Here is a 23,206-nt window from a genome sequence, read left to right on the forward strand (position 1 = left end):
AGGACCGCAGGCGCCGGACCCGGCGCACCGCACCCACCGGCCCGGCCCGTACGGACTCGCACAGCCACATCGACCCGGGAGACGCACGCATGACATCCGGCATCCCCTCCGCCATGGACCGACCGCACTTCATCGGCATCGGCGGCGCCGGAATGTCGGGCATCGCGAAGATCCTCGCCCAGCGGGGTGCCAAGGTCGCGGGCAGCGACGCCAAGGAGTCGGCGACCGTACAGTCGCTGCGCACGCTCGGCGCGACCGTGCACATCGGTCACGCCGCCGGACATCTGGCCGACGACGCCACCAGCGTCGTGGTCTCCTCCGCGATCCGCGCCGACAACCCCGAGCTGGTCCGCGCCGCGGAGCTGGGCATCCCCGTCGTCCATCGCTCCGACGCGCTCGCTTCGCTGATGCACACCGAGCGCCCGATCGCCGTCGCGGGGACGCACGGCAAGACCACGACCACCTCCATGCTGGCCGTGGCACTGACCGAGCTGGGCCTGGACCCCTCGTACGCCATCGGCGGCGACCTCGCGGGCCCCGGCACCAACGCCCGTCACGGTGAGGGCGCGATCTTCGTCGCCGAGGCCGACGAGAGCGACCGCAGCTTCCAGAAGTACGACCCCGAGGTCGCCATCGTCCTCAACGTCGAACTCGACCACCACGCCAACTACGCTTCGCTGGACGAGATCTACGAGTCCTTCGGGGCGTTCGTGGACCGGATCCGGCCCGGCGGCTGCCTGATCGTCGGCGAGCACTCCGGCGCCCGCGAGCTGGCGGGCCGCGTCGCGGGCCGCGATGGCCTGACCATCGTCCGCGTCGGCGAGGACGTGGGCGCCGACGTCCGGATCCGGCAGATCACCCCCAAGGGCATGACGAGCGAGGTCACCGTCGTCCTCGGTGCCGAGGGGAGCGGGTCCGGCGGGACGGCCGAGGAGCTGACGTTCGCCGTCTCCGTCCCCGGCCGCCACTACGCCCACAACGCCGTCGCCGCGCTCGCCGCCGGTGTCCGCCTCGGCGTCGCGCCCTCCGCCCTCGCGCACGCCCTCACCGCGTACACCGGTGTCGGCCGCCGCCTCCAGCTCAAGGGCGAGGCGCGCGGCGTCCAGGTCATCGACTCCTACGCCCACCACCCCACCGAGATGAACGCCGACCTGGAGGCGCTGCGCGGCGCCGCCGGGGAGGACTCCCGCATCCTCGTCGTCTTCCAGCCGCACCTCTTCTCGCGCACCCAGGAACTGGGCAAGGAGATGGGCGCGGCGCTCGCCCTCGCCGACGCCTCCGTCGTCCTCGACATCTATCCGGCCCGCGAGGACCCGGTCCCCGGCGTCACCAGCGCCCTGATCATCGACGCTGCCGCGGCGGGCGGTGCCGATGTGCGCGCCGTGCACGACATGGGCGCCGTGCCGGAGGTCATTGCAGGAATGGCGAGGCCCGGCGATCTCGTTCTCACGATGGGGGCGGGCGACGTGACCGATCTCGGTCCCGGGATCCTCGCCCGCCTGGAGAGCTGAGGAGAGAGCCGAGATGGCCTACGAAGTCCGGAAGACGGACGAGCAGTGGCGCGCCGAGCTGTCCCCCGAGGAGTACAAGGTGCTCCGCGAGGCCGGCACCGAGCCCGCCTTCACCGGCGAGTACACGGACACCAGGACGACCGGGGTCTACGCCTGCCGGGCCTGCGGCGCCGAGCTGTTCCGCTCCGGCACCAAGTTCGCCTCGCACTGCGGCTGGCCGTCCTTCTACGACCCCAAGGACTCCGACGCGGTCGAACTGATCGAGGACCGGTCCTTCGGAATGGTCCGCACCGAGGTGCGCTGCGCCCGCTGCGGCTCCCATCTGGGCCATGTCTTCGAGGGCGAGGGCTACCCGGTGCCGACGGACCAGCGGTACTGCATCAACTCGATCTCGCTCCGGCTGATCCCGGAGGAAGACTGATCACGCTCGCGCATCGGGGGTCAGCCACGATGTCGCGCTGCGGAGCGGTTCCTGCCCGATCCCTGCAACGGGGGCAGGACGTACCGCAGCGGAGACCGGGACGGCTTCGGGGACCGGGACGGCTTCGGGGACGGCGTACTGGAGTGGTCGTCGTGAAGAGTTCCGCCGCGATGCGTGCGGAGGGTATGCCCACGCTCCGCCTGCGGCACCAGTACCGCCACACGACCATCCGTGCCGGGGTGGCGGCCCTCAAGGCGGCCGAACGTGAGGCCGTCGCAGGGCGTTGGGCGTCGTACGGGGCGCCCGCACTCTCTGTTTCCGCTCCGTGATCAGTGGTCCCGTGATCCCGTGATCCCGTGATCCCGTGATCCCGTGATTCGACCGGCGGCGGAGCGGTTGCCGCCGGTCGGATCGGCGGAGGCGACCACCACATGGCGTGGGGCCCGCCACCTCGCGGGCCCCACGCGCCGTGCGACCGGTCAGGCCGTGATCGTCGCCGGATCGCTGACGCCCGGGCGGCCGGTCTCGACATGGCCCGCGAAACGGCGCAGATAGCCGTCGTCGCCTTCGGAGGTCACCGACACGTCGTACCAGCGCTTGCTGCGGCGCAGCTCGACAGTGTGCGTGACGGTCGCGCCCGCGCGGACCTTGAACGTCTCGGGCTGCCCGCCGTACGCGTTGTCCACCGTGAGGTTGACGTCCGAGCCGCCCTGGTTGGTCAGCTTCAGGTCGAGGTTGCCCGTACGGGCGTCATGACGTGCCGTCACCTCGGGGCCCGCGGTCCTTCCCGGGCCCTTGAAGGTGCGCAGGAACCCGTTCGGCCCGAACACCGAAAGGTCGTACGCATCCTGGGAGTTGGTTGTGTTCCAGGTATCGGAGAGCGTCTTGCCCGCCCCGGTCGAGTACACCCACGGCCCGTCGGTGCGGTTCCCGGAGGTGACCGTGAACGCGGCGCCCGCCTCGTCCCCGCCGCCGAATTCCAGCGTGATCCGCCCGGTCGAGGCGGTCACCGAAGCGTCCACCACCGGCGCGTACTTCAGCGGCCGTGTGGGCCGCGAGCCCGCCTCCTGCTTGGGCAGGGCCGGGTTCGCGGGCACCTCCGGGACGTAGTCGTCGTGCCGCTCGTGGTCCGGCGGCTCATAGGCGTCGGTGTCCGGCAGCGGGACCGAGCCGGGGTCCGTGCTCCCGAAGTCGAAGGCCGAGGTGAGGTCGCCGCAGATGGCGCGCCGCCACGGCGAGATGTTCGGCTCCTTCACGCCGAAGCGGCGTTCCATGAACCGGAGGATCGAGGTGTGGTCGAACAGCTCGGAGCAGGTGTAACCGCCCTTGCTCCACGGCGAGACGACGAGCATCGGCACCCGCGGCCCCATCCCGTAGGGCCCGGCCTCGTACTTCTCGCCGCCCGCGTAGAGGTCACCGCTGACATCGGCCGTGGACAGGCCCTGTGCGGCCGATGACGGCGGGAACGGCGGCATGACGTGGTCGAAGAAGCCGTCGTTCTCGTCGTAGGTGATGAACAGGGCCGTCCTGCTCCACACCTCGGGGTTGGAGGTGAGCGCGTCGAGGACCTGCGCGATGTACCAGGCGCCGTAGTTCACGGGCCAGTTGGGATGCTCGGTGAATGCCTCCGGCGCCGCGATCCAGGAGATCTGCGGGAGCTTGCCCGCCTTCACATCGGCCTTGAGGCGGTCGAAGTAGCCGTCGCCCTCCTTGGCATTGGTGCCCGTACGGGCCTTCTCGAAGAGGACGTCACCGGTTTTCGCATTGCGGTAATTGTTGAAGAAAAGAAGGGAGTTGTCGCCGTAGTTGCCGCGGTAGGCGTCGTCGATCCAGCCCCACTTGCCGTCCGCGTCCAGGCCGTCGCCGATGTCCTGGTAGATCCTCCAGGAGATCCCGGCCTTCTCCAGGCGCTCGGGGTAGGTCGTCCAGCCGTACCCCAGCTCCTCGTTGCCGAGCACGGGCCCGCCACCGGTGCCGTCGTTGCCCGCATAACCCGACCACATGTAGTAGCGGTTGGGGTCGGTCGCGCCGATCATCGAGCAGTGGTACGCGTCGCACACTGTGAAGGCGTCCGCGAGCGCGTAGTGGAAGGGGATGTCCTCCCGCGTGAGATACGCCATGGTGGTCGGCGTCTTGGCGGGTATCCACTGGTCGTACTTGCCGTTGTTCCACGCCTGGTGGCCACCGCCCCAGTCGTGGTTGAGACCCTGGAGGAACTGCATTCCGAGGTTCTCCACCTCGGGCCGGAACGGCAGCACTTCCTTGTCGCCGTTCGCCTGGTGCCACACCGACTTGCCGTTCGGAAGCGGCGCGGGCCGGGGGTCGCCGAAGCCGCGCACGCCGCGCAGCGAGCCGAAGTAGTGGTCGAAGGAGCGGTTTTCCTGCATCAGCACGACGATGTGCTCGATGTCGTCGATGGTGCCGGAGCGGCGGTCCGCGGGGATCGCGGTCGCGCGATCGATGCTGAGGGACAGCATGCTGAGCGCCGCTGTGCCGCCGGCGAGCTGCATGAAGCGCCGGCGATTGAGTTCCGACATGGGGGGCTGACCTCCGTGGCCGCTCGGAAAGTGTCGATCGCAGGGCAGCCTACGGGTGGCAATGCTGAGGAAAACACCATGTCGGCGCGGTTATTCTGCCCGGCTCTCCGGCGGCGGCCGGAGGTACGGGTTCAGCCCCGGGCCGCGACGCGCTGGCGTTCTTGGCGCGCGGCCAATTGGCTATCGCTCTGTTCGTCGGCCAGCGGTGGCACCCGGCTGTGGAACACGGCTCGCGCATACGCCTCCGTCTGCAACAGCCCGGGGATCGCCCGGCACTCGTACATGCAGAGGCTGACGGCCTCTTCCTCAAGGCTCGCCCACTGCCGGAACCAGGACGCCAGCCCCGGCCGCCGCGTCAGGTACCCGGCTGCCGCCCGCATCGCCCCGAACGCGTCCAGCGCGTCCTCCGCCCGCTCGATGAACTCCGGCTGCGGGAAGCGGCGGCCCTGCTCGATGGAGGCGACCGTCTCGGCGGAGTAGCGGACGAGGGGGCCAGTTCGTCCTGGGTGAGCCGCGCTCGCTCGCGGAGGACCTTCGCCACCGCCACGAACGCCTTCAGGCTGTCCATCGGCTCCGGCTCGTTGCTGCTCGGCATGTTCGTCCCTCCCTGAGCCCAACTCGCCCATGGTCACCGTCCGTTACGGCAGTTGTCCACTCAGGGTTCCCGTGCGCTGACCCTGCGTACGACGGCCAGGTGGCTGAGTCATCCGATAATTGACTGGCGGGATGGCGCCGTCCCGGCCACGATGGCCTGATGCTGAGCACCCTGATCGCCTTCCTCGGCGCCTGCACCCTCATCGCCGCCTCGCCCGGTCCGAGCACTGTCCTGATCATCCGGCAGTCGCTGCAGAGCAAGCGCGCCGGTTTCCTCACCGTGCTCGGCAACGAGACAGGGGTCTTCATCTGGGGCGTCGTCGCGGCCTTCGGGCTCACGGCGCTGCTGGAGGCCTCCCGGCTCGCGTACGACACGATGCGGATCGTCGGCGCGGTGGTGCTGGTCTGGTTCGGGATCCAGGCGATCCGCTCGGCCCGTCGGCATGGCAAGGGCGGCGAGGCGGGGGTGCCCACGCGTGAGGTCGTGACATCGTCATGGCGCTCGTACCGGGGCGGGCTGCTGATGAACATGGCGAACCCGAAGGCGGCGATCTTCGCCATGTCCTTCCTGCCCCAGTTCGTGCCGGACGGGGCCCCCGAGCTGCCCACGATGGTCGGGCTCGCAGCCCTGTGGGCCGTCTACGAGATCGGCTACTACAGCGTCTACGTGTGGTGCGTCGGCCGGATGAAGAAGCTCTTCGACCGTGCCGTGGTGCGCCGCCGCATGGAGCAGATCTCGGGTGGGGTCCTGGTGGCCCTCGGCGTCCGGATGGCCCTGGAGAGCTGAGCGCGGCGGGCCCCGGCCCCGCCGGGCCCCGTCGGGTGGCCCGGCCGGCTCCGTCGGGTGGCCCGGCCCGCCCAGCGCCCGCCCCGTCCTGCCAGGTGCCCGCCCTGCCCGGCCGGATCACGGCTCGAGCACATGCCGGGCCGGGAGGCGCACGGGCTGCGATGCTGAAGGAGTGAAGCCGCCTGCGGGCCGGTATCCCCGAGCGCCGGGCCGCGGGGCGGCACCGGAGCCGACCGCGAGGAGGAGGCCGTATGGACGCGACGCCCGCCCCGTTCACCGGTGAGGTCTACGCCGCCCGGATGGACAACGCCGTGCGCGCGGCCGCGGAGGCGGGGCTCGCGGGTCTGCTGGTGTCCCCGGGGCCGGACCTCGTCCATCTCACCGGCTACCAGCCGGCGGCCACCGAGCGGCTCACCCTGCTCGTTCTGGTCCCGGGCCGGGAGCCGGTGCTCGTGGTGCCCACGCTGGAGCGCGGCGACGCGGAGCGGGCGGCGGGGGCAGGCGCGTTCTCCCTCCAGGACTGGCCCGACGGCAAGGATCCGTACGGGGTCGCCGCGCCACTGCTCGACCCCGCGGGCCGCTACGGCGTCAGCGACAACACCTGGGCCCTGCACCTCCTTGCGCTGCAGAGTGCCCTGCCCGCCACGTCGTACCGTGCTCTCACCGACTGTCTGCCCATGCTGCGCGCGATCAAGGACGCCGCCGAGCTGGAGCGGTTGGCCGCGGCGGCCGCGGCCGCGGATGTCGCGTACGAGGAGATTCTCCGGGTCCGCTTCACCGGCCGCCGGGAGAGCGACATCGCCACCGAGCTGGCCCATCTTCTGACCCAACTCGGCCATTCCCAGGTCGACTTCACGATCGTCGGCTCCGGGCCCAACGGCGCGGACCCGCACCACGAGGCGGGCGACCGGGTCATCGAGCCGGGCGACATGGTCGTCCTGGACTTCGGCGGGCTCAGGCACGGCTACGGCTCCGACACCTCCCGCACGGTCCACGTCGGCGACCCGTCCGCGGAGGAGCAGGCTGTGCACGACGTCGTACGCGAGGCGCAACAGGCCGCGTTCGAGGCGGTGCGGCCCGGTATCGCCTGCCAGGAGGTGGACCGGGTGGCGAGGGCGGTCATCACCGAGGCGGGGTACGGGGAGCGCTTCATCCACCGCACCGGGCACGGCATCGGTGTGACCACGCACGAGCCGCCCTACATGGTCGAGGGCGAGGAGCAGCCGCTCGTACCCGGCATGTGCTTCTCCGTCGAGCCGGGGATCTATCTGCCCGGCCGGTTCGGCGTACGGATCGAGGACATCGTCACGGTCACGGAAGACGGCGGGCGTCGGCTGAACAACACCGCGCGGGAGCTCGCCGTCGTCGAGTGACGGCGCATCATCTGCCGTGTGTGACCAAGGGATTGGGCCCCGGTGAAACATTCGTGAAGGGCTGGCTGAGTGGCTGAACCACTCGGGGCCCCGCGGCAATCCCTACGTCATGTGGCCATGTCCCATCGCGGCCCCGGGCAAGGGAGGTCCGCGGATGGCATGGCCGGGGACACGACGCGACCACGACGGAGGAAGACCCCCCATGCGCATGCGCGCCCTCACCGCCGCCACCGGTGCTGCCCTACTGGCCACGCTGACACTGACGGCCTGCGGCCCCGAGGACTCCGGCGACGCCTCGGGATCCGGGAAGATGGCCTCGCCCTCGGAGGCCGACTCCTCAGGCGACGTCAAGGGCCCGGCTTCGGGCGGGAGTTCGGCCAACGGGGACGCGGACACCAGTACCGGCGGCAACGACGGGGACGGCGAGGGCGGCGATGCGCTGGTCTCCTGCACCACCAAGACGACCGAGGTCAGGTTCCTGGCCTCCGCGACGAACGCGACCGACCTGGAACCCGCGAAGGGCACCGTCCTCGTCCGCAACACCTCGTCCGCCCCGTGCACGCTGACCGGCCCGACGAACCTGACCGCCAAGGACGACAAGGGCAAGGACGGTTCGCTCTCGACCGACAACTCGGCCGCGGGCTCCGACGCCGTCGACATCCCGGCGCACGGGCAGGTCGCCGCCGTCGTCGAGTACACCGACACCCCGTCAGACGGCACGGGCAGCCCCGAAGCGTGCCCGGTCAAGGCGTCCGAGGTGGAGATCGCGCTTCCCAAGGACGAGGCACGCGGTGTCCAGGTGACGGAGGAGGGCGGTGCCCCGGCCCGGTTCACCGTATGCGCCCCGGCGAAGGTGAAGTTCGGCGCTTTCAAGCGGTGACCGACACGGCGGACGCCCGCCCGGCGGCGACCGGCCGCCCCGGCGCACGTCTGACCCCGTCCCGCTGCTTCAACCGGCCGGTGAGACCCCGAACTTGACCGTACTCCCCCCGGCCCACTGCACCCGACGGACCGTCACCCCGGCCCCTGGGGGCGGCTCACGGCCGTCATTCCATGACCCGCCACCTTCACGAGGGAACCAGGAACCCATGTTCACCACGGATGCGGCCCACCCCTGGACAGCGGAGCTGACCGCCGACGACCTCGGCCGGATCGGCGCCGAGGAGCTACGGCGAACGGATCCGGTCGCCATCGGCCCGTACCTGGTCCTCGCCCGCCTGGGCGGCGGAGGCATGGGCCGCCTCTTCCTGGCCAGGGAGCCGGAGACGGCGGAACCAGGAACGTACGGCGCCCGCTCCCTGGTGGCCGTCAAAGTGATCCGCCCGGAGTACGCCGAGGACGCCGGATTCCGCACCCGGTTCGCGCGCGAGGTCGAAGCCGTCCGGCGGGTGCACGGCAGTTACACGGCCGAGCTGCTCGGCTCGGGCTTCGACGAGGACGAACACCTGTGGATGGCCACCGCGTACGTCCCGGGCCCAGGGCTCGACGTCGCGGTGCGCCGACACGGTCCGATGCCCGCCCCTGTGGTGTGGCGGCTGGCCTGCGAGGTCGGCGAGGCGCTGTCGACGATCGCCAATGCCGGGATCGTCCACCGCGATCTGAAGCCCTCCAATGTGCTGCTGGGCCATGACGGGGCGCGCGTCATCGACTTCGGGATCGCGCACAGCACGGACGCCACCCTGCTGACCGTGGCCGGCCAGCAGGTGGGCACACCCGCTTTCATGTCCCCGGAGCAGGCCGAGGGCCGGGAGGTGAGTTCCTTCTCGGACGTCTTCTCGCTCGGTTCGGTCCTGGCCTTTGCGGCAACCGGCATGCCGCCGTTCGGAGACGGGGCGACCGGTGACGTCGTCAACCGCGTGATCCGCACGGAGCCGAACGCGGAGGTTCTCGGTGAGGTGGCGCAGTCCGACCCCGAACTCGCCGAGTTCATCGGCCGGTGCCTCAGCAAGAGCGTCAAGGGGCGGCCCAGGCCGCGTGAGGTCGTCGACATCGCGCGTCGCCACGCACCCGCCCAGGACTGGCCCGGCCCGGTCGCCGAAATGGTCGCCGCCCGCGCCGGGTGGACCGGCCGGGTCGTCACCGCACCGCGCGGAGGCGCGCGGGCGAACCGCCGACGCGCCGACGTGCCCGGGGCGGCCGACCCCACCATCGTCCAGGGGACGCCGCCACTCAGGCGCCGCCGCCGGGCCCTGCTGGTCGGCGGGGCGGCGACGGCGGCGGTGGTCGCAGTGGCAGCGGGCGCGTTCGCGCTGCTGTCCCCGGGATCAGGCTCCTCGCAGGAGGACAGAGCCACGCGCGTTCAACCTGACCAGCCGGAGGCCAGGTTCACCGAGCCCGGCCCCTCGGGGACGAAGTCCGGGAAGCCCCGCAAGAAGGGCTCGTCGCCCTCGCCGACGAAGAAGAGCCCGAGCCCGTCCGCGTCGCACAAGGACGAGCCGAGGACCGAGCCCACACGCGACTCCGGGACGACGACTCCGGCCGGAAACGACCCACCGTGGAATTCGTGTCCGCCGTCCACCGGGGACCGCCTCACACGGAAGGGCGACAAGGGCCGGAGCGTCGTCTCCCTGCAGTGCATCCTCCAGGCCCGCGGGTACGACGTGGGCTCCGGCGGCGTGGACGGGGTTTTCGGCCGGGACACGGAGGCGGCGGTCAAGCAGTTCCAGCAGAGCCAGGGACTGGATGCCGACGGCAAGGTGGGCGAGAGGACCTGGGACGCCCTGCGCGGCTGAGGCGGCGGGCCATGGCGGGCCATGGCGGCCGTACGCGAGCGGGGGTGCGGCGAGGTACGTCGACGGGGCCCGGCCCGCGGGGGAGTTGCCCTGGCCCGTACGGGAGCGTCACTCCGGCCTGTACGGGACGTCACTCCCACGTGTACGGGACCCTCACCCCCGGCCCGCAGGGAGCGGCGCCCTGCCCTGCCCCTTGCGCGGGGTGCCGCCGCCGCTTCCCCGCGGCATCAGTCCGTGAACGCCACCACCGCCGCAGACTCCGGCGGCAGGCGGAGCAGCCCGTCCTCCTCCGGAGGAGGACACGGATCCCAGGACGCCAGGACCTCCGCCCGGCCGTGCCCGACCGGAATCTTCACCTCGCCGTCCGCGGACAGGTTCACGGCGGCCCGCACCGCGCCACGTGTCACCACGAGCCACCGCTCCCGTGCGTCGTACGCCACCCGGACCGCCGACAGGTCCGGGTCGGTCAGCTCGGGGCGGGCGCGGCGCAGCGCGATCAGTTGGCGGTGCCAGGCCAGCAGCCGGTCGTGCGGGGCGCGGTCCGGCTCGGACCAGTCCAGGCACGACCGGTCCCGGGTGGCCGGATCCTGCGGGTCGGGGATCTCGGACGCGGCCCAGCCGTGCCCGGCGAACTCCCGTCTGCGTCCGTCGCGTATGGCCGCGGCGAGTTCCGGGTCCGTGTGGTCGGTGAAGAACTGCCAGGGCGTACGCGCGCCCCACTCCTCGCCCATGAAGAGCATCGGGGTGAACGGTGAGGTGAGGACGAGCACGGCGGCGCAGGCCAGGAGCCCGGGGGACAGGCGCGCGGACAGCCGGTCGCCCAGCGCGCGATTGCCGACCTGGTCGTGCGTCTGCGCATACGCCAGCAGCCGGTGAGCAGGCGTCATCCGCGGGTCCAGCGGCCGGCCGTGGGTTCTGCCGCGGAAGCCGGAGTACGTGCCGTTGTGGAAGAAGCCGCACCTGAGGGTCTTGGCGAGGGCGGCGGGGGCCTGGCGCGCGAAGTCGGCGTAGTACCCCTGCGTCTCACCGGTGAGCGCGGTGTGCACGGCGTGGTGGAAGTCGTCGTTCCACTGGGCGTGCAGACCGAGGCCGCCGGCCTCGCGGGGGGTGGTGGTGCGCGGGTCGTTGAGGTCGGACTCGGCAACGAGGAACAGCGGGCGCCCGGTTGCCGCGGCCAGGGCGTCCACCGCGGCGGACAGTTCGGCCAGGAAAGGGAGGGCACGTGTGTCGTGCAGGGCGTGCACGGCGTCCAGGCGGAGGCCGTCGAGCCGATAGTCGCGCAGCCAGCTCAGCGCGCCGGCGATGAGGTAGGCGCGCACCTCGTCCGAGCCGGGCGCGTCGAGGTTCACGGCGGAGCCCCACGGTGTCTGGTGGGTCTCGGTGAAGTACGGGCCGAAGGCGGGGAGGTGGTTGCCGGACGGGCCGAGATGGTTGTGCACCACGTCCAGCACCACGCCGAGACCGTGCGCATGGGCAGCGTCGACGAAGCGCTTCATCCCGTCCGGGCCCCCGTACGGCTCGTGCACCGCCCACGGCGAGACGCCCTCGTAGCCCCAGCCGTGCGTGCCGGGGAACGGGCACACCGGCATCAGCTCGATGTGCGTGACGCCCAACTCGGCCAGATGGCCCAGCCGCAGGGCCGCCGCGTCGAACGTGCCCTCGCGGGTGTACGTGCCGATGTGCAGCTCGTAGAGCACCGCGCCGGGCAGTGGCCTGCCGTGCCACGGGTGCCGCCAGACGAACCGGGAGTGGTCGACGACCGCGCTGAGGCCGTCCGGGCCCTCCGGCTGGCGGCGGGAGCGCGGGTCGGGCAACACCGGACCTCCGTCGAGCGCGAAGCCGTAACGGGCCCCGTGGCCGGCCTCCCTCTCCGCCCGCCACCAGCCGTCCCGGCGCGGGTCGTGCTCCATGGGGCGGGCTGCACCGGCCACGTGCAGCTCGACCCGTCCGGCCTCCGGCGCCCACACCTCGAACAGCATTGACGGCTCCTCGATCGCTCGTCGGACACCCGCCTCACCGCGTCGGCGCACAGGTACCCGCGGACGCACCTGTGCGCGTACCCGCAGGAGCGCCCCGTACGGTCAGCCGAAGTCCTTCTCGCTCAGCGGAGTGCCCGAGCTGGCCGAGACGTCCAGCGTGCGGACGCTGCCGCCCGGCGTGATCTCGATGACCGGTACCGCCTTGCGCTCGGGCGACCCGTCGTTGCCCAGGGAGATCAGCCCGCTGGCGCCCTTCACCGACTCCACGCCGTGCAGCGACTTCCAGATCTGGATGGTCTGCGAGCCGGTCACCCGGCCGTTGGACTCCGAGGCCCGGGCCGCGAGCCGTACCCCGGACACCGCGGTGATCACGGCGTCATGGCCCATGATGGCCTGGCCGTCGTCGAGTGTCTCCTCGGGGAACGCCGAACGGTAGCGGCCCCCGGTCCCGAAGGAGCCCACGCCCCACCCGGGGTAGGCGGCGGCCTTCCTCCCCCACGCGCCCGGGTGGGCCAGCCCTGTGTAGAGCAGGCGCACGTTCCCGCTGCGCAGCGTCTCCTTGATCTGGTCGAACCCCGCTGCCTGCGCTGACTGCGAGACGTCGTCCCCGGACAGGACCACGAGCTCGTGGTCGCTGCAGGGGCGGTCCTTGAGCGGGGCGAGAAAGCGCGGCAGGTCGATGCCGCGGCCCGCGAAGTAGACGACGTCCGGCTTCTCGGCGCAGAGCTGGGACATCCGCGTCTTGAACGCCGTGGCCACGCCCTCCCGTGAGGAGTCGTACTCCTCGACCTTCCCGGCCAGCCGGTCCTCGGGGAAGGCGCGGAGGAAACCTTCGCCCAGGGTGCGGGTGTACTGGTCGTCGGGACGGGAGTCCTGTATCACCAGCACCCGCTTGCCGGTGTACGGCTTGCGCTTGAGCAGGGCAGCGGCGGCCGCCGCCTCATCGGCATTGGTCGGCGCCACCCTCACCAGGCCCTTGACCTTGCTGAGGGTGTCGGCGGTGAGGACCGAGCCGGCGGCGGCGAGTTCGAGGCCGCCGTCCTCGTGGTCCGCGGTGATCGTACGGATCATCGATTCCGTGGCGTCCGTACTGGTGCCGAGGCCCGCCACGGCGACGATGTGGTCACGCTCGACCCGCTCGCCGATCCGCCTCAGCGCCGCGGTGCGCTGCTCCTCGCTGGTGCCGCTGTTGGCAAGCAGCAGCTTGATCTTCGGAGTGTCGCCGTACTTGTCCTTGTGGTTCGCCTCGTGCTGCGCTGTGTAGGCGCCTTGCAGCTCATGGCGGACGGAGTCCGGGGTGTTGGTGTCACCGGGCCGCGGGATCATCGGCATCAGATACACGATGCCGACGAAGCTGGGGCCGCCCGCCTTCGCGCTCTCGCGCGCCACCCGTTCATTCTCCTCATGGATCAGCCGGGAGACCTGGGCGAGGTTCTTCCCCGTCCCCTCGGTGCCGTCGCTGAAGAGATACGAGCCGTCTGTCACACCGACGCAACTGGCCGGGGTGCCGACGCGTTCGACGCCGGGGGCGCAGGAGGTGTCCTCCGGGCGCAGCAGCCAGAAGAGACTGCCCGCGAGGAGGGCGAGCAGGGCGACGGCCGAGACCGCGTTCCAGGGCCAGCGGGCCCACAGCGGGCGGTTGCGTACCCAGGATCCGGTCGGCGGCATGGGAGTCCCTTCCGTTGGCTCGAGGCGTACGGCACATGGCCGGTGTCGCAGGGGGTGGGGCGGTGGACGGTGATGCGGTGGAACGTGGGCCGGACGGGTGGTGCGTCGTTCCGGAGAGTCTCCGGTCGGAGGGGTGTCCGGTCGGAGGGTGTTCGTTCGGAGCGGCGCATCAGTCGGAGAAGCGGGCGGCCTCGTCGAGCAGCGTGTCGGCGTCGGCGTCAGCCGCCATGGCCAGCTGCCGGAACATGGCGCTGATCTTGTAGTTGAGTTCGGGGTTTCCCGGAGGAAGCCGGTTGCGGGGATCCCCGGCCAGCCACAGCGCGGCGCACAGCTCGGCCAGCGGCCGCCCGAGGGACCGGTCCTCGTACGCCTCGGGGGCGTGCTCGCGCGCCAGTTCACCGGAGCGGCGGGTCGGAGGGGCGTCCGAGAGCTGCGCGCGGTACACCGGTGCGGCGGTCACGTGGTACAGCTCCCGAAGCCAGGGCCGCAGGTCGGGAGCGGTGAGACCGGTCGCGAAGCGGCGCACGACCTCGTCCAGCCGGTTGACCGCCAGCCGGTGGTAGAGGCAGTCCAGCGGTTGTCCGTGCCGGTCGTGCCAGTCCGCGAGCGTGCTGTGGATGGACCGCCACTCCTCCTCGGTTCCGGTCGGCGGTCCGGACAGCTCGTCGAGCAGCAGCAGCCGCAGCCACGGGTGCAGGACGGGCCGTCCGTCGTACGTCGTGTCGGGTGTCTCGGCGCTGCCCGGATGGCCGGACCAGCTGCGCAGATAGCCCGAAGGGCCCCTCCCGCCACGGGTGTTGGCGTCCTCGGGCACCGGGCTGGACAGCCACAGGCGGGTGCGGAGCTCCCGCATCACCGTGTCCCTGGCGTTTTCCGGCTGGCCGTTCAGCAGGCCGGCGTTGACGGCCGCCTTCGGGGTGCGGGCGGCGGCGATCCGCGTCGCGGCGGTGCGCTGACCCGCCGTCAGCCCGGCCAGCAGATGGTCGCGGACCGCGGCGGCGAGCTGCCGGCCGCGCGCGGCACCGGGGCCCGCGGCACCCGGTTCCTCGACGGGTGTGTCCAGCAGCCCGTGCAGATCGTCCTCCGGGCTGTGCTCCAGCAACCGGCCGACGGCACCGTGGAGTTGGGCCACGCTCCACGGATGCCCGTAGGTGAGCCGGTGCACCAGCGGCGTGCTGCGCGGCAGGACCCCCGACTCCGGCCTCCCCGTGCGGCGGGCGGCCGCCGACTCGAACCGCGAGGCCTCCAGGGCCACTTCGACCTCGTCGAGGTCGCGCAGCCGCAGTGGATACCACCAGTCGTAGAGCGGCGTCCCGGCCCCGGCGCGCCAGGAGGCGTACGAGGCGTCGGCGGGGTGGACGGTGTGCGGGTCGTCCGGGCCGCCGTCGCAGGGGCCCGGTACCGCCTGGGTCGTGGAGCTGGTCGCCACGATCAGCAACGGGTCGTAGACCTCCGCCCTGGCCCGCTCGGTGCGCAGCGCCAGCAGCAGAGCGAGGAAGCGGGTCGCGCCGTGGTTGCGGTCGATGTCGTCCAGCAGGGCAAGGGAGTTGTGGGCGCGGCGGGTGCGGTGGTAAACGGCGGTCAGATCGTCGAGGAAGGCCAGACACAGCCGGCGGTCCACGAAGTCCCGGTCGGCGTCGATGCCGGTGCGGTTGCGCCGGTTGAGTTCGACCAGCTCCTCCAGAGCGCTCGCGGGACCCGACGAACCGTACGAGGCCAGCGCCCGGTTGAGGAACGTGCTCGCCGGCATGTACTCGAAGCCGCGCAGCAGCACGCCCAGGATCAGGTCTATCCCGGGCACGGGGGAGAGGCCCAGCGTCTCAACCAGCCCGGCGATGCCCTCGCCCGCGTCCGCGGCCGTCCCGCGGTTGCGGGCCTGCCGCAGCGCGCGCCGCAGCTCGCGCGTGGCTTGCGTGCGGTCGGTCAGCGAGAGCTGCGGCTGCACGGCGAGCAGGCCGAGCAACAGGCGCGGGAAGCGCAGCGGCTTGCTGCCGCGGTGCTTGCGTGCGAGCAGGAACGCCAGGTGCAGCGCCACCTCGTGGGGCCGCTGCTCGGCCGCCGCCGCAAGGTCGATACGGGCGACCGGCGCGCCCTCGGTGACGGCCTCGAAGTGGTCCAGCGCGTAAGTCTTGCCGCTCCCGGGACGGCCCAGCAGAACGACCACGGGGAGGGGACGGTCCGGCCCGGGTTGGGGGCGCGCCCAGCACTCGTGCACGAGCCCGGCCACCTCGGCGAGCCCTGCGGGCGGAGCGTGGCCCGTCTGTGCGGTGGCAGCCTGCAGCATGAAGTCCCCCTTCCGTACGCGGGCGCCGTCGGGTCGAATCGGATACGGGTGGCACACACGCGATCACGGATGCAACATCGTTTCATGAAGTGACGGAGGAGACACGGGAATTGACGCAGCGTTTCCGGCCGTGCGGGCTCGGCCGCGGCACGTGCGGGACCGGGCGCCCGGAGGGCGGACCGCCTCCCCGGGCACCCCAGGGCCTCCCCTCCCTCGCCGGCCAACTGTCGGTCGGGCGGCCGGTGTGCGGTGTCACGGGCTTGCTGAGTACAGGAGCACTGGACACCCCGTGCCTCCGAGCCGGACAATCACGACCGTGACGCAACACGACCTCCCGAAGCCTCCGCCCGCGACGCTGCCCGCGCGGTTGTCGGACGCCGACCGGGACCGCGTCATCGAGGTCCTGCGGGAGGGTGCCGCCGAGGGGCGGCTGTCCCAGGACACCTTCTTCCGCCGCATGGAGCTGGCCTTCGCGGCCCGCGGCCGGGACGAGCTGGACGCGCTCACCGCGGACCTGCCGCAGGAGAGCGGGCTGTCCCGGCTCGTTCTGGGGACGGTCGCGAGGGTCTCGTCGTTCTCGGCGCGGGTACGCCGGGCGTGGTTCCTCGAGCGGCTGCCGAAGCTGCTGCTCCCGGAGCCGGGGCCGTATCCGCTGCGGATAGGCCGCGACCCGGCGAACGGGCTGCGGTTGAACGACGACACCGTCTCCCGGGTCCACGCCGAACTCTCGCGCCAGGGCGCCCTCTGGGTGCTGCGCGACCTCGGCTCCACGAACGGCACCTTGGTCAACGGCCGCCGCGTGACGGGCCGTACGGTCGTGAGGGCCGGGGACCAGGTGACGTTCGGCCGTATCGCCTTCCGCCTCGCCGCACGCTGACGCGGCCGACGCCCCCACCGGCGCCGGGGGCCGCGACGCCCCCACCGGCCCCGCGCCCCCCTCCCGTACGCCCGCAGCCGCCTGACGCGTGCACGCGGACCCGCGGGACACGCCGGCGGACCGGGTGCCGTCCATCCGCGGCACATCATGGCGCAGGGGCGGTGCCGGAGGGACCATGGAGACATGGCAAGGAAAGGTTCCGTCGGCAGCAGGGCCCACCGGGCCGCGCTGAAGGCCGTCCGGGAGGCCCTGGAGCGGGGCGAGGTGCCGGTCGAGGCGCCCGACCTGGTTCGGGGAGTCTCCGGTGACTTCTGGGTGGCCCCCGACGGCAGGGTGTACGTACGACCGGTGGAGGCGCTCTCCTCCGGCACGGCCCGTGCACAGCGGGTACCGGACGTCCAGCTCGTGGTCGTACCCGGCAGCAGCCCGGCAGGCGAAGGGCCCGCGGGCCCGGAGTGGCTCGGGCTCGCTCCGTGGACCGACGACATGTCGCGGCTCTGCCACTGGCAGCCCGCCGACAGCAGCCGGCTGGTCATCGACGAGGTCTGAGCGACGGGACGGAACGTGACGCTCCGAGGTGGTCGGAGCGAGGGGAAGCACGTGCCGTGACGGCCACCCCGCCGCCGGGAACGAACGTCACCAATCGCGCTCAGTCGCGCACCAGCAGTGCCACCGGGCTCCGGGCGAAGAGGTCCATGGCCCGCACACGGTCTCCCCGTGCCGTCCGGCCGCCGGTCAGCAGGTCCGTCCAGGGGCCCTCGTCCGGGAGGGCCAGCGTCGTGTCGCGCCAGCCGCCCGATTCCTCCAGACGGCGTGAGAGGCGGGTGACCGCCGTGATCGCGGCGCCCCCGCGGGAGAACGCCACGCAGTGCGCCGCCGCGGATCCGGTCACGGTCAGTGGTTCGTACACGCCCGACTCCCCGAACCAGTCCGGGTGTTGGCGGCGCAGCCGCAGAGCCGCCGCGGTGAGACGGAGCTTCTCCCCGGAGAGCCCGCCCTGCGTCCGGCCCCCGCCGGGGGCGTCGAGCAGGTGCGGCCGGAAGCGGGCCGGGTGCCGGTTGTCCGGGTCGACGAGAGCCGCGTACTCCAGCTCGGTCCCCTGGTAGACGTCCGGCACGCCCGGCATGGTCAGATGCGTCAGGGCCGTGCCAAGGACGTTCGCACGGGCGGCGGCCGAGAGCGAGCGGGCGAAGGCGGCCACCGCGTCCCCCGGCGGACCGCACGGACCGGCGCGCACGAACGCATCGACCGCCAGCTCGTACTCCGGGTCGCCCTCGGTCCACGACGTGCGCAGCCCCGCCTCGCGTACGGCTTTCAGCACCGCCGGCACGAGCCGCTCCGCGGACCGCCCCCGGGGCGCCGCCGCCGTGCCGTCCGCTGCGGCGTCCGCGTCCGGATCGCCGAGCCCGAACGCGGTCTGCCAGGCGGTCCAGGCGACGTGGGGGTCCGGCGCGCGCGTGCCGTCGTCGCAGCGCGCCGTCTCCTTCGTCACCTGCTCCAGCAGTTCGGCCCACTCGTCCGGTGCCTGAGTGAGCAGCGAGATCCGGGCGCGCACGTCGGCGCTGCGCTTGGTGTCGTGCGTGGTGACGACGGTGCCGCTCAGCGGCCAGTCGCGCTGGAGCCGTGCGCAGAAGGCGTGGAAGGCGTCCACCGAGACCGCAGGGCCGCCCGGCTCGCCGCCGACCTCCCCCGCCGACAGCAGCGGCGCATAGCGGTAGAACGCCGTGTCCTCCACGGACTTGGCGCGAAGCGCCGACGCGGTCTGGGCGAAGCGCGCGCAGAACGCGGCGTGGTCGCGACCCGTGCCCAGAAGCCCCAGCGCCAGATCCCGTACGACGTCGACGGTGTCCGCCTCCTCGGGCACGGCGAACACGTCGCGCGCCCGCCGGGCCGCGCTCCGCAGCATCTCCGCGTCGCCCTCGGGGACCCGCTCGCCCGCGACCGCGTACGGCCGGTAGACCGGCAGCCGGACCAGGACCTCGCGCAGGGCCGTGCGCAGCGCCCACGGGGCGTGGTCGCGCAGCTCGGTGCTCGCATCGCAGATCCTGGCGGCGATCCGGGCCAGGCAGGCGACCTCTGAGGCCAGCTCGTGGGTGACCACCTTGTACGCGGCCCGGCGCGCGGTCGCCGACCACTCGCCGCCCCGGTCCGGCGGCTGCGCCGTGAAACCCCGGTAGACGCCGAGCAGCTCGGTCGAGCCCGAGGGGTCGACGAAGAGCCCGTCCACACGGCGGAGTGCGTCGTAGCCGGTGGTGCCGGCGACCGGCCAGTCCGCGGGCAGCCGTTCGCCACCGGTGAGGATCTTCTCCACGACCGTCCAGCGGCCGCCGGTCGCCCGGTCGAGCCGCCGCAGGTACGCCCCGGGGTCCGCGAGCCCGTCCGGATGGTCGACGCGCAGCCCGTCCACGACGCCGTCGCGCAGCAGTTCCAGCACCTTGGCGTGCGTCGCGTCGAACACGTCCGGGTCCTCCACGCGTACGCCGATCAGCGTCGAGATGGTGAAGAACCGGCGGTAGTTCAGTTCGGTCCGGGCCAGCCGCCACCAGGCGAGCCGGTACCACTGGGCGTCCAGCAGCTCCGGCAGGGGTAGGTGCGCGGTGCCGGGCCGCACCGGGAAGGCGTGGTCGTGGTAGCGCAGGACGTCGCCGTCCAGGCGGATGTGGTCCAGCTCCTCGCCCAGCCGCCCGCCGAGCACGGGCATCAGCACCCGGCCACAGTGCCGCTCCCAGTCGATGTCGAACCAGCGGGCGTACGGGGACTCCGGGCCGTCCCGCAGCACCTCCCACAGCGGCCGGTTCAGATGCTCCGGCGCGGGTACGGCCATATGGTTCGGCACGATGTCGACGACCAGGCCCAGACCGTGCTCGCGTGCGGTGCGCGACAGCGCGCGCAGGCCGTCCTCGCCGCCGAGTTCGGCCCGTACCGCGGAGTGGTCCACCACGTCGTAGCCGTGCGTCGAGCCCGGAACCGCCTCCAGCACAGGCGACAGATGCAGATGGGAGACGCCGAGCACGGCGAGGTGGGGCACGGCCGCCGCGGCGGCGGCGAACGGGAACTCCGGCTGGAGCTGGAGCCGGTAGGTGGCCGTGGGCGGCGCGACGGGCCGCGGGGTCTCGGGCACAGACGTCATGGAGCAGACGTACCCGTTGTGCGGGACGCCGCAGCACGGCCGTCCGCACTCGGCCGGATGCCGCAGCACGGCAGGACGGGGTCGGCCTGATGCCGCCGCCGGGTGACGGATGCCGCCGCGGCCCTACGCCGGACGCTGAAGCACCGTCAGACTCCGGTCGAGCAGCATCAGCCGGTCGCCCGCCTTCACCTTGCGGCCGCTACCCGGCGCCACGCCCTCCGAGCGGGCCGTGTCCACCACGACCTGCCACTGCCGCCCGTGGTTGACCGGCACCGCGAAGCCCAGTGGCTCCTCGCTCGCGTTGACCATCAGTAGGAACGAGTCGTCCCTGATCCGCTCCCCGCGCGGTCCCGGTTCAGAGATGGCGTTGCCGTTGAGGAAGACGGTCAGGGACCTCGCCCAGGACGCCTGCCAGTCGCGCTGCCGCATCTCCTCGCCCTCCGGCGTGAACCAGGCGATGTCCGACAGCTCGTCGTGCGTACCTTCCACGGGCCTGCCGTGGAAGAAGCGGCGGCGCCGGAAGACCGGGTGGTCGCGGCGCAGCCACACCATCGAGCGGGTGAACTCCAGCAGGGACCGGTCGTCGTCCGGACCCGGCCAGTGCACCCACGACAACTCGTTGTCCTGGCAGTACGCGTTGTTGTTGCCGCCCTGGGTGCGTCCGAACTCGTCGCCGTGGCCGAGCATGGGCACGCCCTGCGACAGCATGAGGGTGGCGATGAAGTTCCGCTGCTGACGGGCCCGCAGGGCCAGCACCCCGGGGTCGTCGGTCTCGCCCTCGGCACCGCAGTTCCAGGAGCGGTTGTGGCTCTCCCCGTCCCGGTTGCCCTCGCCGTTGGCCTCGTTGTGCTTGGAGTCGTACGACACCAGGTCGCGCAGGGTGAAGCCGTCGTGGCACGTGACGAAGTTGACCGAGGCGATCGGCCGCCGCCCGTCGTTCTGGTACAGGTCCGAGGAGCCGGTCAGCCGGGACGCGAACTCCGCGAGGGTCCGCGGTTCGCCGCGCCACAGGTCGCGAACCGTGTCCCGGTACATGCCGTTCCACTCCGACCACAGGGGCGGGAAGTTGCCGACCTGGTAGCCGCCCTCACCGACGTCCCACGGCTCGGCGATCAGCTTCACCTGGCTGACCACCGGATCCTGCTGCACGAGGTCGAAGAAGGAGGAGAGCCGGTCCACCTCGTGGAACTGGCGGGCCAGCGTCGCCGCCAGGTCGAAGCGGAAGCCGTCCACATGCATCTCGGTGACCCAGTAGCGCAGCGAGTCCATGATGAGTTGAAGGACGTGCGGGCTGCGCATCAGCAGGGAGTTGCCGGTGCCCGTGGTGTCGGTGTAGTACCGCTGGTCCTCGGCCAGCCGGTAGTACGACGCGTTGTCCAGGCCGCGGAAGGACAGCGTCGGGCCCAGGTGGTTGCCCTCGGCGGTGTGGTTGTAGACCACGTCGAGGATGACCTCGATGCCGGCCTGGTGCAGTGCGCGGACCGCCGACTTGAACTCCAGCACCTGCTGGCCGCGGTCGCCCCACGAGGCGTAGGCGTTGTGGGGGGCGAAGAAGCCGATGGTGTTGTACCCCCAGTAGTTGGCCAGACCGGCGTCCACCAGCCGGTTGTCGTGCACGAACTGGTGCACGGGCATCAGCTCCAGCGCCGTCACGCCCAGCTCCGTGAGGTGCTCGATGACCGCGGGGTGGGCCAGCGCCGCGTAGGTGCCGCGCAGTTCGTCCGGCAGGGCCGGGTGGAGCATCGTCAGCCCCTTCACATGGGCCTCGTAGAGCACCGTGCGGTGGTAGTCGGTCCGCGGCGGCCGGTCGTCGCCCCAGTCGAAGTACGGGTTGACCACGACCGAGGCCATGGTGTGCGGTGCCGAGTCCAGGTCGTTGCGGTCGCCCGGCCTGCCGAAGTGGTAGCCGTAGACCGCCTCGTCCCAGTCGATCTCGCCGCTCATGGCGCGCGCATAGGGGTCGAGCAGCAGCTTCGCGGAGTTGCAGCGGTGCCCCTGGGAGGGCTCGTACGGTCCGTGGACGCGGAAGCCGTACCGCTGGCCCGGCATGATGCCGGGCAGGTAGGCGTGCCGGACGAAGGCGTCGGACTCGCGGAGCTCGGCCGCGGTCTCGGAGCCGTCGTCGTGGAGCAGGCACAGCTCGATCCTGTGGGCGGCTTCCGAGAACACCGCGAAATTGGTTCCCGCACCGTCGTACGTGGCGCCGAGGGGGTACGCCTGTCCCGGCCAGACCTGCATGATGTCGACTCTTCCACTTCTGATCCGGGCCGCGCGAGACGGCGCATCCCCCTGCCGGAAGCCGAAAAGGAATCCTTGCCCGGCCATCGGTGCCGTGGGGCGCTTTCGTTCAGATCTTCCCGAAGAGCGGGGCAACCTCCTAAGACAACGGCTCGTCCTACCGGGTGACCGCCGCATCCACGCTCGCGGTCTCGGCCGGGGGCCGGATTCAGTAGGGGGAACATGTGCGCAGAGTGATGCACCGCCACCTGGGCAAGGTGGTGGCGGGTGCGGCCATCGCGGTGACTGCGACCGCGGTGATGGTCGGGGTGACGCTGCCGGGAAGCGCCGGCGCGGAGGACGAGCGATCGTCCGGCACCTCGGCCCAGGGCCGCGACGGGGGAGAACAGCTTCAGCCGGGAGTCGTCGAGGAGCAGGTGCCCACCGGGGAAAACGGCACCGGGCGGGACGCCCTCACCGACGGCGAACTGAAGCGGGCCGAGAGCCTCGCGCTCGGCCAGGGGCTGCGCGAGCGCAGCGAGAACGCCAGGGGGAACAGCGGGCCGCAGTGGCTGAGCACGGATCTCGCCGAACTGCGGCCGTCGGAGGCCGATGACGCCTCCCCGGACCGCCGCGCCGAGATCGCGTACTACGACTACAAGCACGACGCGCTCGTCACCAGGACCGTCAACCTCACCACGGGCAAGGTCGAGGACACGGACACCCAGCGCGGTGAGCAGCCGCCGCCGACCCGCGCGGAGGCGGCCGAAGCGATGAAGCTGCTGCTCGCCGATCCGCTGAGCGCCGGACTGAAGAAGGACTACCGGGACGCGACCGGCAAGGCCCTCACCGAGCCCGACCAGCTCGAGGCCACCGGCATGATCTACCGGGTCGACGAGGAGAACAGCGGTCCGGCCGCACTGCGCGAGTGCGGCGACCACCGGTGCCTGCGACTGTTCACCAAGGTCAGGAACGGCCCGTGGATCGACACCCGGCATCTCGTCGTCGACCTCAGCGAGCGCACCGTCGGCCGCATCACCTGAGCTCCGGGAACCGAGCCCTTCAGCAGGCGCGCCTCCGGTTCCGGGCGCCGCGC

15 protein-coding genes and 1 pseudogene are annotated in these 23,206 nt (G+C 72.1%); 9 read left to right on the forward strand and 7 right to left on the reverse strand.

Annotated features, from left to right (window positions below; genetic code table 11):
• Window positions 1–89 precede the first annotated feature (89 nt).
• Both murC and msrB read left to right on the forward strand, forming a co-directional pair.
• Window positions 90–1,511, forward strand: coding sequence for a UDP-N-acetylmuramate--L-alanine ligase (gene murC / locus AB0M26_RS03610; protein WP_365253888.1), 1,422 nt, complete (start codon window positions 90–92; stop codon window positions 1,509–1,511).
• Window positions 1,512–1,524: 13 nt separating this feature from the next.
• Window positions 1,525–1,932 (forward strand): peptide-methionine (R)-S-oxide reductase MsrB, encoded by a 408-nt coding sequence (msrB, locus tag AB0M26_RS03615; RefSeq protein ID WP_365253891.1) that lies wholly within the window; start codon window positions 1,525–1,527, stop codon window positions 1,930–1,932.
• 479 nt (window positions 1,933–2,411) lie between these two features.
• On the opposite strand, the gene AB0M26_RS03620 is transcribed toward msrB, so the two are convergent.
• Together AB0M26_RS03620 and AB0M26_RS03625 are read right to left on the reverse strand one after the other, a co-directional pair.
• Window positions 2,412–4,469, reverse strand: a complete 2,058-nt coding sequence (locus AB0M26_RS03620) for a phosphocholine-specific phospholipase C (protein ID WP_365253894.1) — start codon at window positions 4,467–4,469, stop codon at window positions 2,412–2,414.
• 146 nt (window positions 4,470–4,615) lie between these two features.
• A pseudogene (locus tag AB0M26_RS03625) lies at window positions 4,616–5,064 on the reverse strand (Scr1 family TA system antitoxin-like transcriptional regulator); the annotation flags it as partial.
• Window positions 5,065–5,223: 159 nt separating this feature from the next.
• On the opposite strand from AB0M26_RS03625, the gene AB0M26_RS03630 reads away from it, so the two are divergent.
• From AB0M26_RS03630 to AB0M26_RS03645, 4 genes are all read left to right on the forward strand, one after another.
• Entirely contained in the window at window positions 5,224–5,850 is a 627-nt protein-coding gene (locus AB0M26_RS03630; protein ID WP_365253897.1) for a LysE family translocator, read from the forward strand.
• A 251-nt stretch (window positions 5,851–6,101) separates the two neighbouring features.
• Entirely contained in the window at window positions 6,102–7,223 is a 1,122-nt protein-coding gene (locus AB0M26_RS03635; protein WP_365253899.1) for an aminopeptidase P family protein, read from the forward strand.
• 202 nt (window positions 7,224–7,425) lie between these two features.
• Window positions 7,426–8,103 (forward strand): DUF4232 domain-containing protein, encoded by a 678-nt coding sequence (locus tag AB0M26_RS03640; RefSeq protein WP_365253902.1) that lies wholly within the window; start codon window positions 7,426–7,428, stop codon window positions 8,101–8,103.
• A 208-nt stretch (window positions 8,104–8,311) separates the two neighbouring features.
• Window positions 8,312–9,955: a serine/threonine-protein kinase gene (locus AB0M26_RS03645; RefSeq protein WP_365253905.1), complete on the forward strand. Its 1,644-nt coding sequence runs from the start codon at window positions 8,312–8,314 to the stop codon at window positions 9,953–9,955.
• A 227-nt stretch (window positions 9,956–10,182) separates the two neighbouring features.
• On the opposite strand, the gene treZ is transcribed toward AB0M26_RS03645, so the two are convergent.
• From treZ to AB0M26_RS03660, 3 genes are all read right to left on the reverse strand, one after another.
• A complete protein-coding gene (treZ, locus tag AB0M26_RS03650; protein WP_365253908.1) occupies window positions 10,183–11,934 on the reverse strand; it encodes a malto-oligosyltrehalose trehalohydrolase in 1,752 nt (583 codons plus the stop codon).
• A 102-nt stretch (window positions 11,935–12,036) separates the two neighbouring features.
• The gene (locus tag AB0M26_RS03655) at window positions 12,037–13,602 is read right to left on the reverse strand and encodes an ABC transporter substrate-binding protein (RefSeq protein WP_365253911.1); all 1,566 of its coding nucleotides are present in this window, start codon (window positions 13,600–13,602) and stop codon (window positions 12,037–12,039) included.
• Between the two features lie 169 nt (window positions 13,603–13,771).
• On the reverse strand, window positions 13,772–15,886 hold the full coding sequence (locus tag AB0M26_RS03660) for a hypothetical protein (RefSeq protein ID WP_365253914.1): 2,115 nt from the start codon (window positions 15,884–15,886) through the stop codon (window positions 13,772–13,774).
• A gap of 316 nt (window positions 15,887–16,202) precedes the next feature.
• Here AB0M26_RS03660 and AB0M26_RS03665 point away from each other — a divergent pair, with 316 nt between their 5' ends.
• Both AB0M26_RS03665 and AB0M26_RS03670 read left to right on the forward strand, forming a co-directional pair.
• Window positions 16,203–16,763, forward strand: coding sequence for a DUF1707 and FHA domain-containing protein (locus AB0M26_RS03665; protein ID WP_365253917.1), 561 nt, complete (start codon window positions 16,203–16,205; stop codon window positions 16,761–16,763).
• Between the two features lie 183 nt (window positions 16,764–16,946).
• Entirely contained in the window at window positions 16,947–17,312 is a 366-nt protein-coding gene (locus tag AB0M26_RS03670; RefSeq protein ID WP_365253920.1) for a hypothetical protein, read from the forward strand.
• A gap of 100 nt (window positions 17,313–17,412) precedes the next feature.
• Here the strand turns inward: AB0M26_RS03670 and treY are convergent, their stop codons facing one another.
• Window positions 17,413–19,893, reverse strand: a complete 2,481-nt coding sequence (gene treY, locus AB0M26_RS03675) for a malto-oligosyltrehalose synthase (protein ID WP_365253923.1) — start codon at window positions 19,891–19,893, stop codon at window positions 17,413–17,415.
• Between the two features lie 123 nt (window positions 19,894–20,016).
• On the reverse strand, window positions 20,017–22,131 hold the full coding sequence (gene glgX / locus AB0M26_RS03680; protein ID WP_365253926.1) for a glycogen debranching protein GlgX: 2,115 nt from the start codon (window positions 22,129–22,131) through the stop codon (window positions 20,017–20,019).
• Window positions 22,132–22,355: 224 nt separating this feature from the next.
• Between glgX and AB0M26_RS03685 the strand changes: the two genes are divergently transcribed.
• A complete protein-coding gene (locus AB0M26_RS03685; RefSeq protein ID WP_365253929.1) occupies window positions 22,356–23,153 on the forward strand; it encodes a Tat pathway signal sequence domain protein in 798 nt (265 codons plus the stop codon).
• Window positions 23,154–23,206 lie beyond the last annotated feature (53 nt).

It is taken from the genome of Streptomyces sp. NPDC051776 (genome assembly GCF_040681345.1).
Lineage (GTDB): Bacteria > Actinomycetota > Actinomycetes > Streptomycetales > Streptomycetaceae > Streptomyces.

Bases quoted from the DNA above. Each gene is read 5' to 3' on its own strand.
- AB0M26_RS03670 (WP_365253920.1), top strand. From the start codon at position 16,947: ATGGCAAGGAAAGGTTCCGTCGGCAGCAGGGCCCACCGGGCCGCGCTG.
- glgX (WP_365253926.1), bottom strand. From the start codon at position 22,131: ATGCAGGTCTGGCCGGGACAGGCGTACCCCCTCGGCGCCACGTACGAC.
- AB0M26_RS03635 (WP_365253899.1), top strand. From the start codon at position 6,102: ATGGACGCGACGCCCGCCCCGTTCACCGGTGAGGTCTACGCCGCCCGG.
- AB0M26_RS03655 (WP_365253911.1), bottom strand. From the start codon at position 13,602: ATGCCGCCGACCGGATCCTGGGTACGCAACCGCCCGCTGTGGGCCCGC.
- murC (WP_365253888.1), top strand. From the start codon at position 90: ATGACATCCGGCATCCCCTCCGCCATGGACCGACCGCACTTCATCGGC.
- treY (WP_365253923.1), bottom strand. From the start codon at position 19,893: ATGACGTCTGTGCCCGAGACCCCGCGGCCCGTCGCGCCGCCCACGGCC.
- AB0M26_RS03620 (WP_365253894.1), bottom strand. From the start codon at position 4,469: ATGTCGGAACTCAATCGCCGGCGCTTCATGCAGCTCGCCGGCGGCACA.
- AB0M26_RS03660 (WP_365253914.1), bottom strand. From the start codon at position 15,886: ATGCTGCAGGCTGCCACCGCACAGACGGGCCACGCTCCGCCCGCAGGG.
- AB0M26_RS03640 (WP_365253902.1), top strand. From the start codon at position 7,426: ATGCGCATGCGCGCCCTCACCGCCGCCACCGGTGCTGCCCTACTGGCC.
- treZ (WP_365253908.1), bottom strand. From the start codon at position 11,934: ATGCTGTTCGAGGTGTGGGCGCCGGAGGCCGGACGGGTCGAGCTGCAC.
- msrB (WP_365253891.1), top strand. From the start codon at position 1,525: ATGGCCTACGAAGTCCGGAAGACGGACGAGCAGTGGCGCGCCGAGCTG.
- AB0M26_RS03645 (WP_365253905.1), top strand. From the start codon at position 8,312: ATGTTCACCACGGATGCGGCCCACCCCTGGACAGCGGAGCTGACCGCC.
- AB0M26_RS03630 (WP_365253897.1), top strand. From the start codon at position 5,224: ATGCTGAGCACCCTGATCGCCTTCCTCGGCGCCTGCACCCTCATCGCC.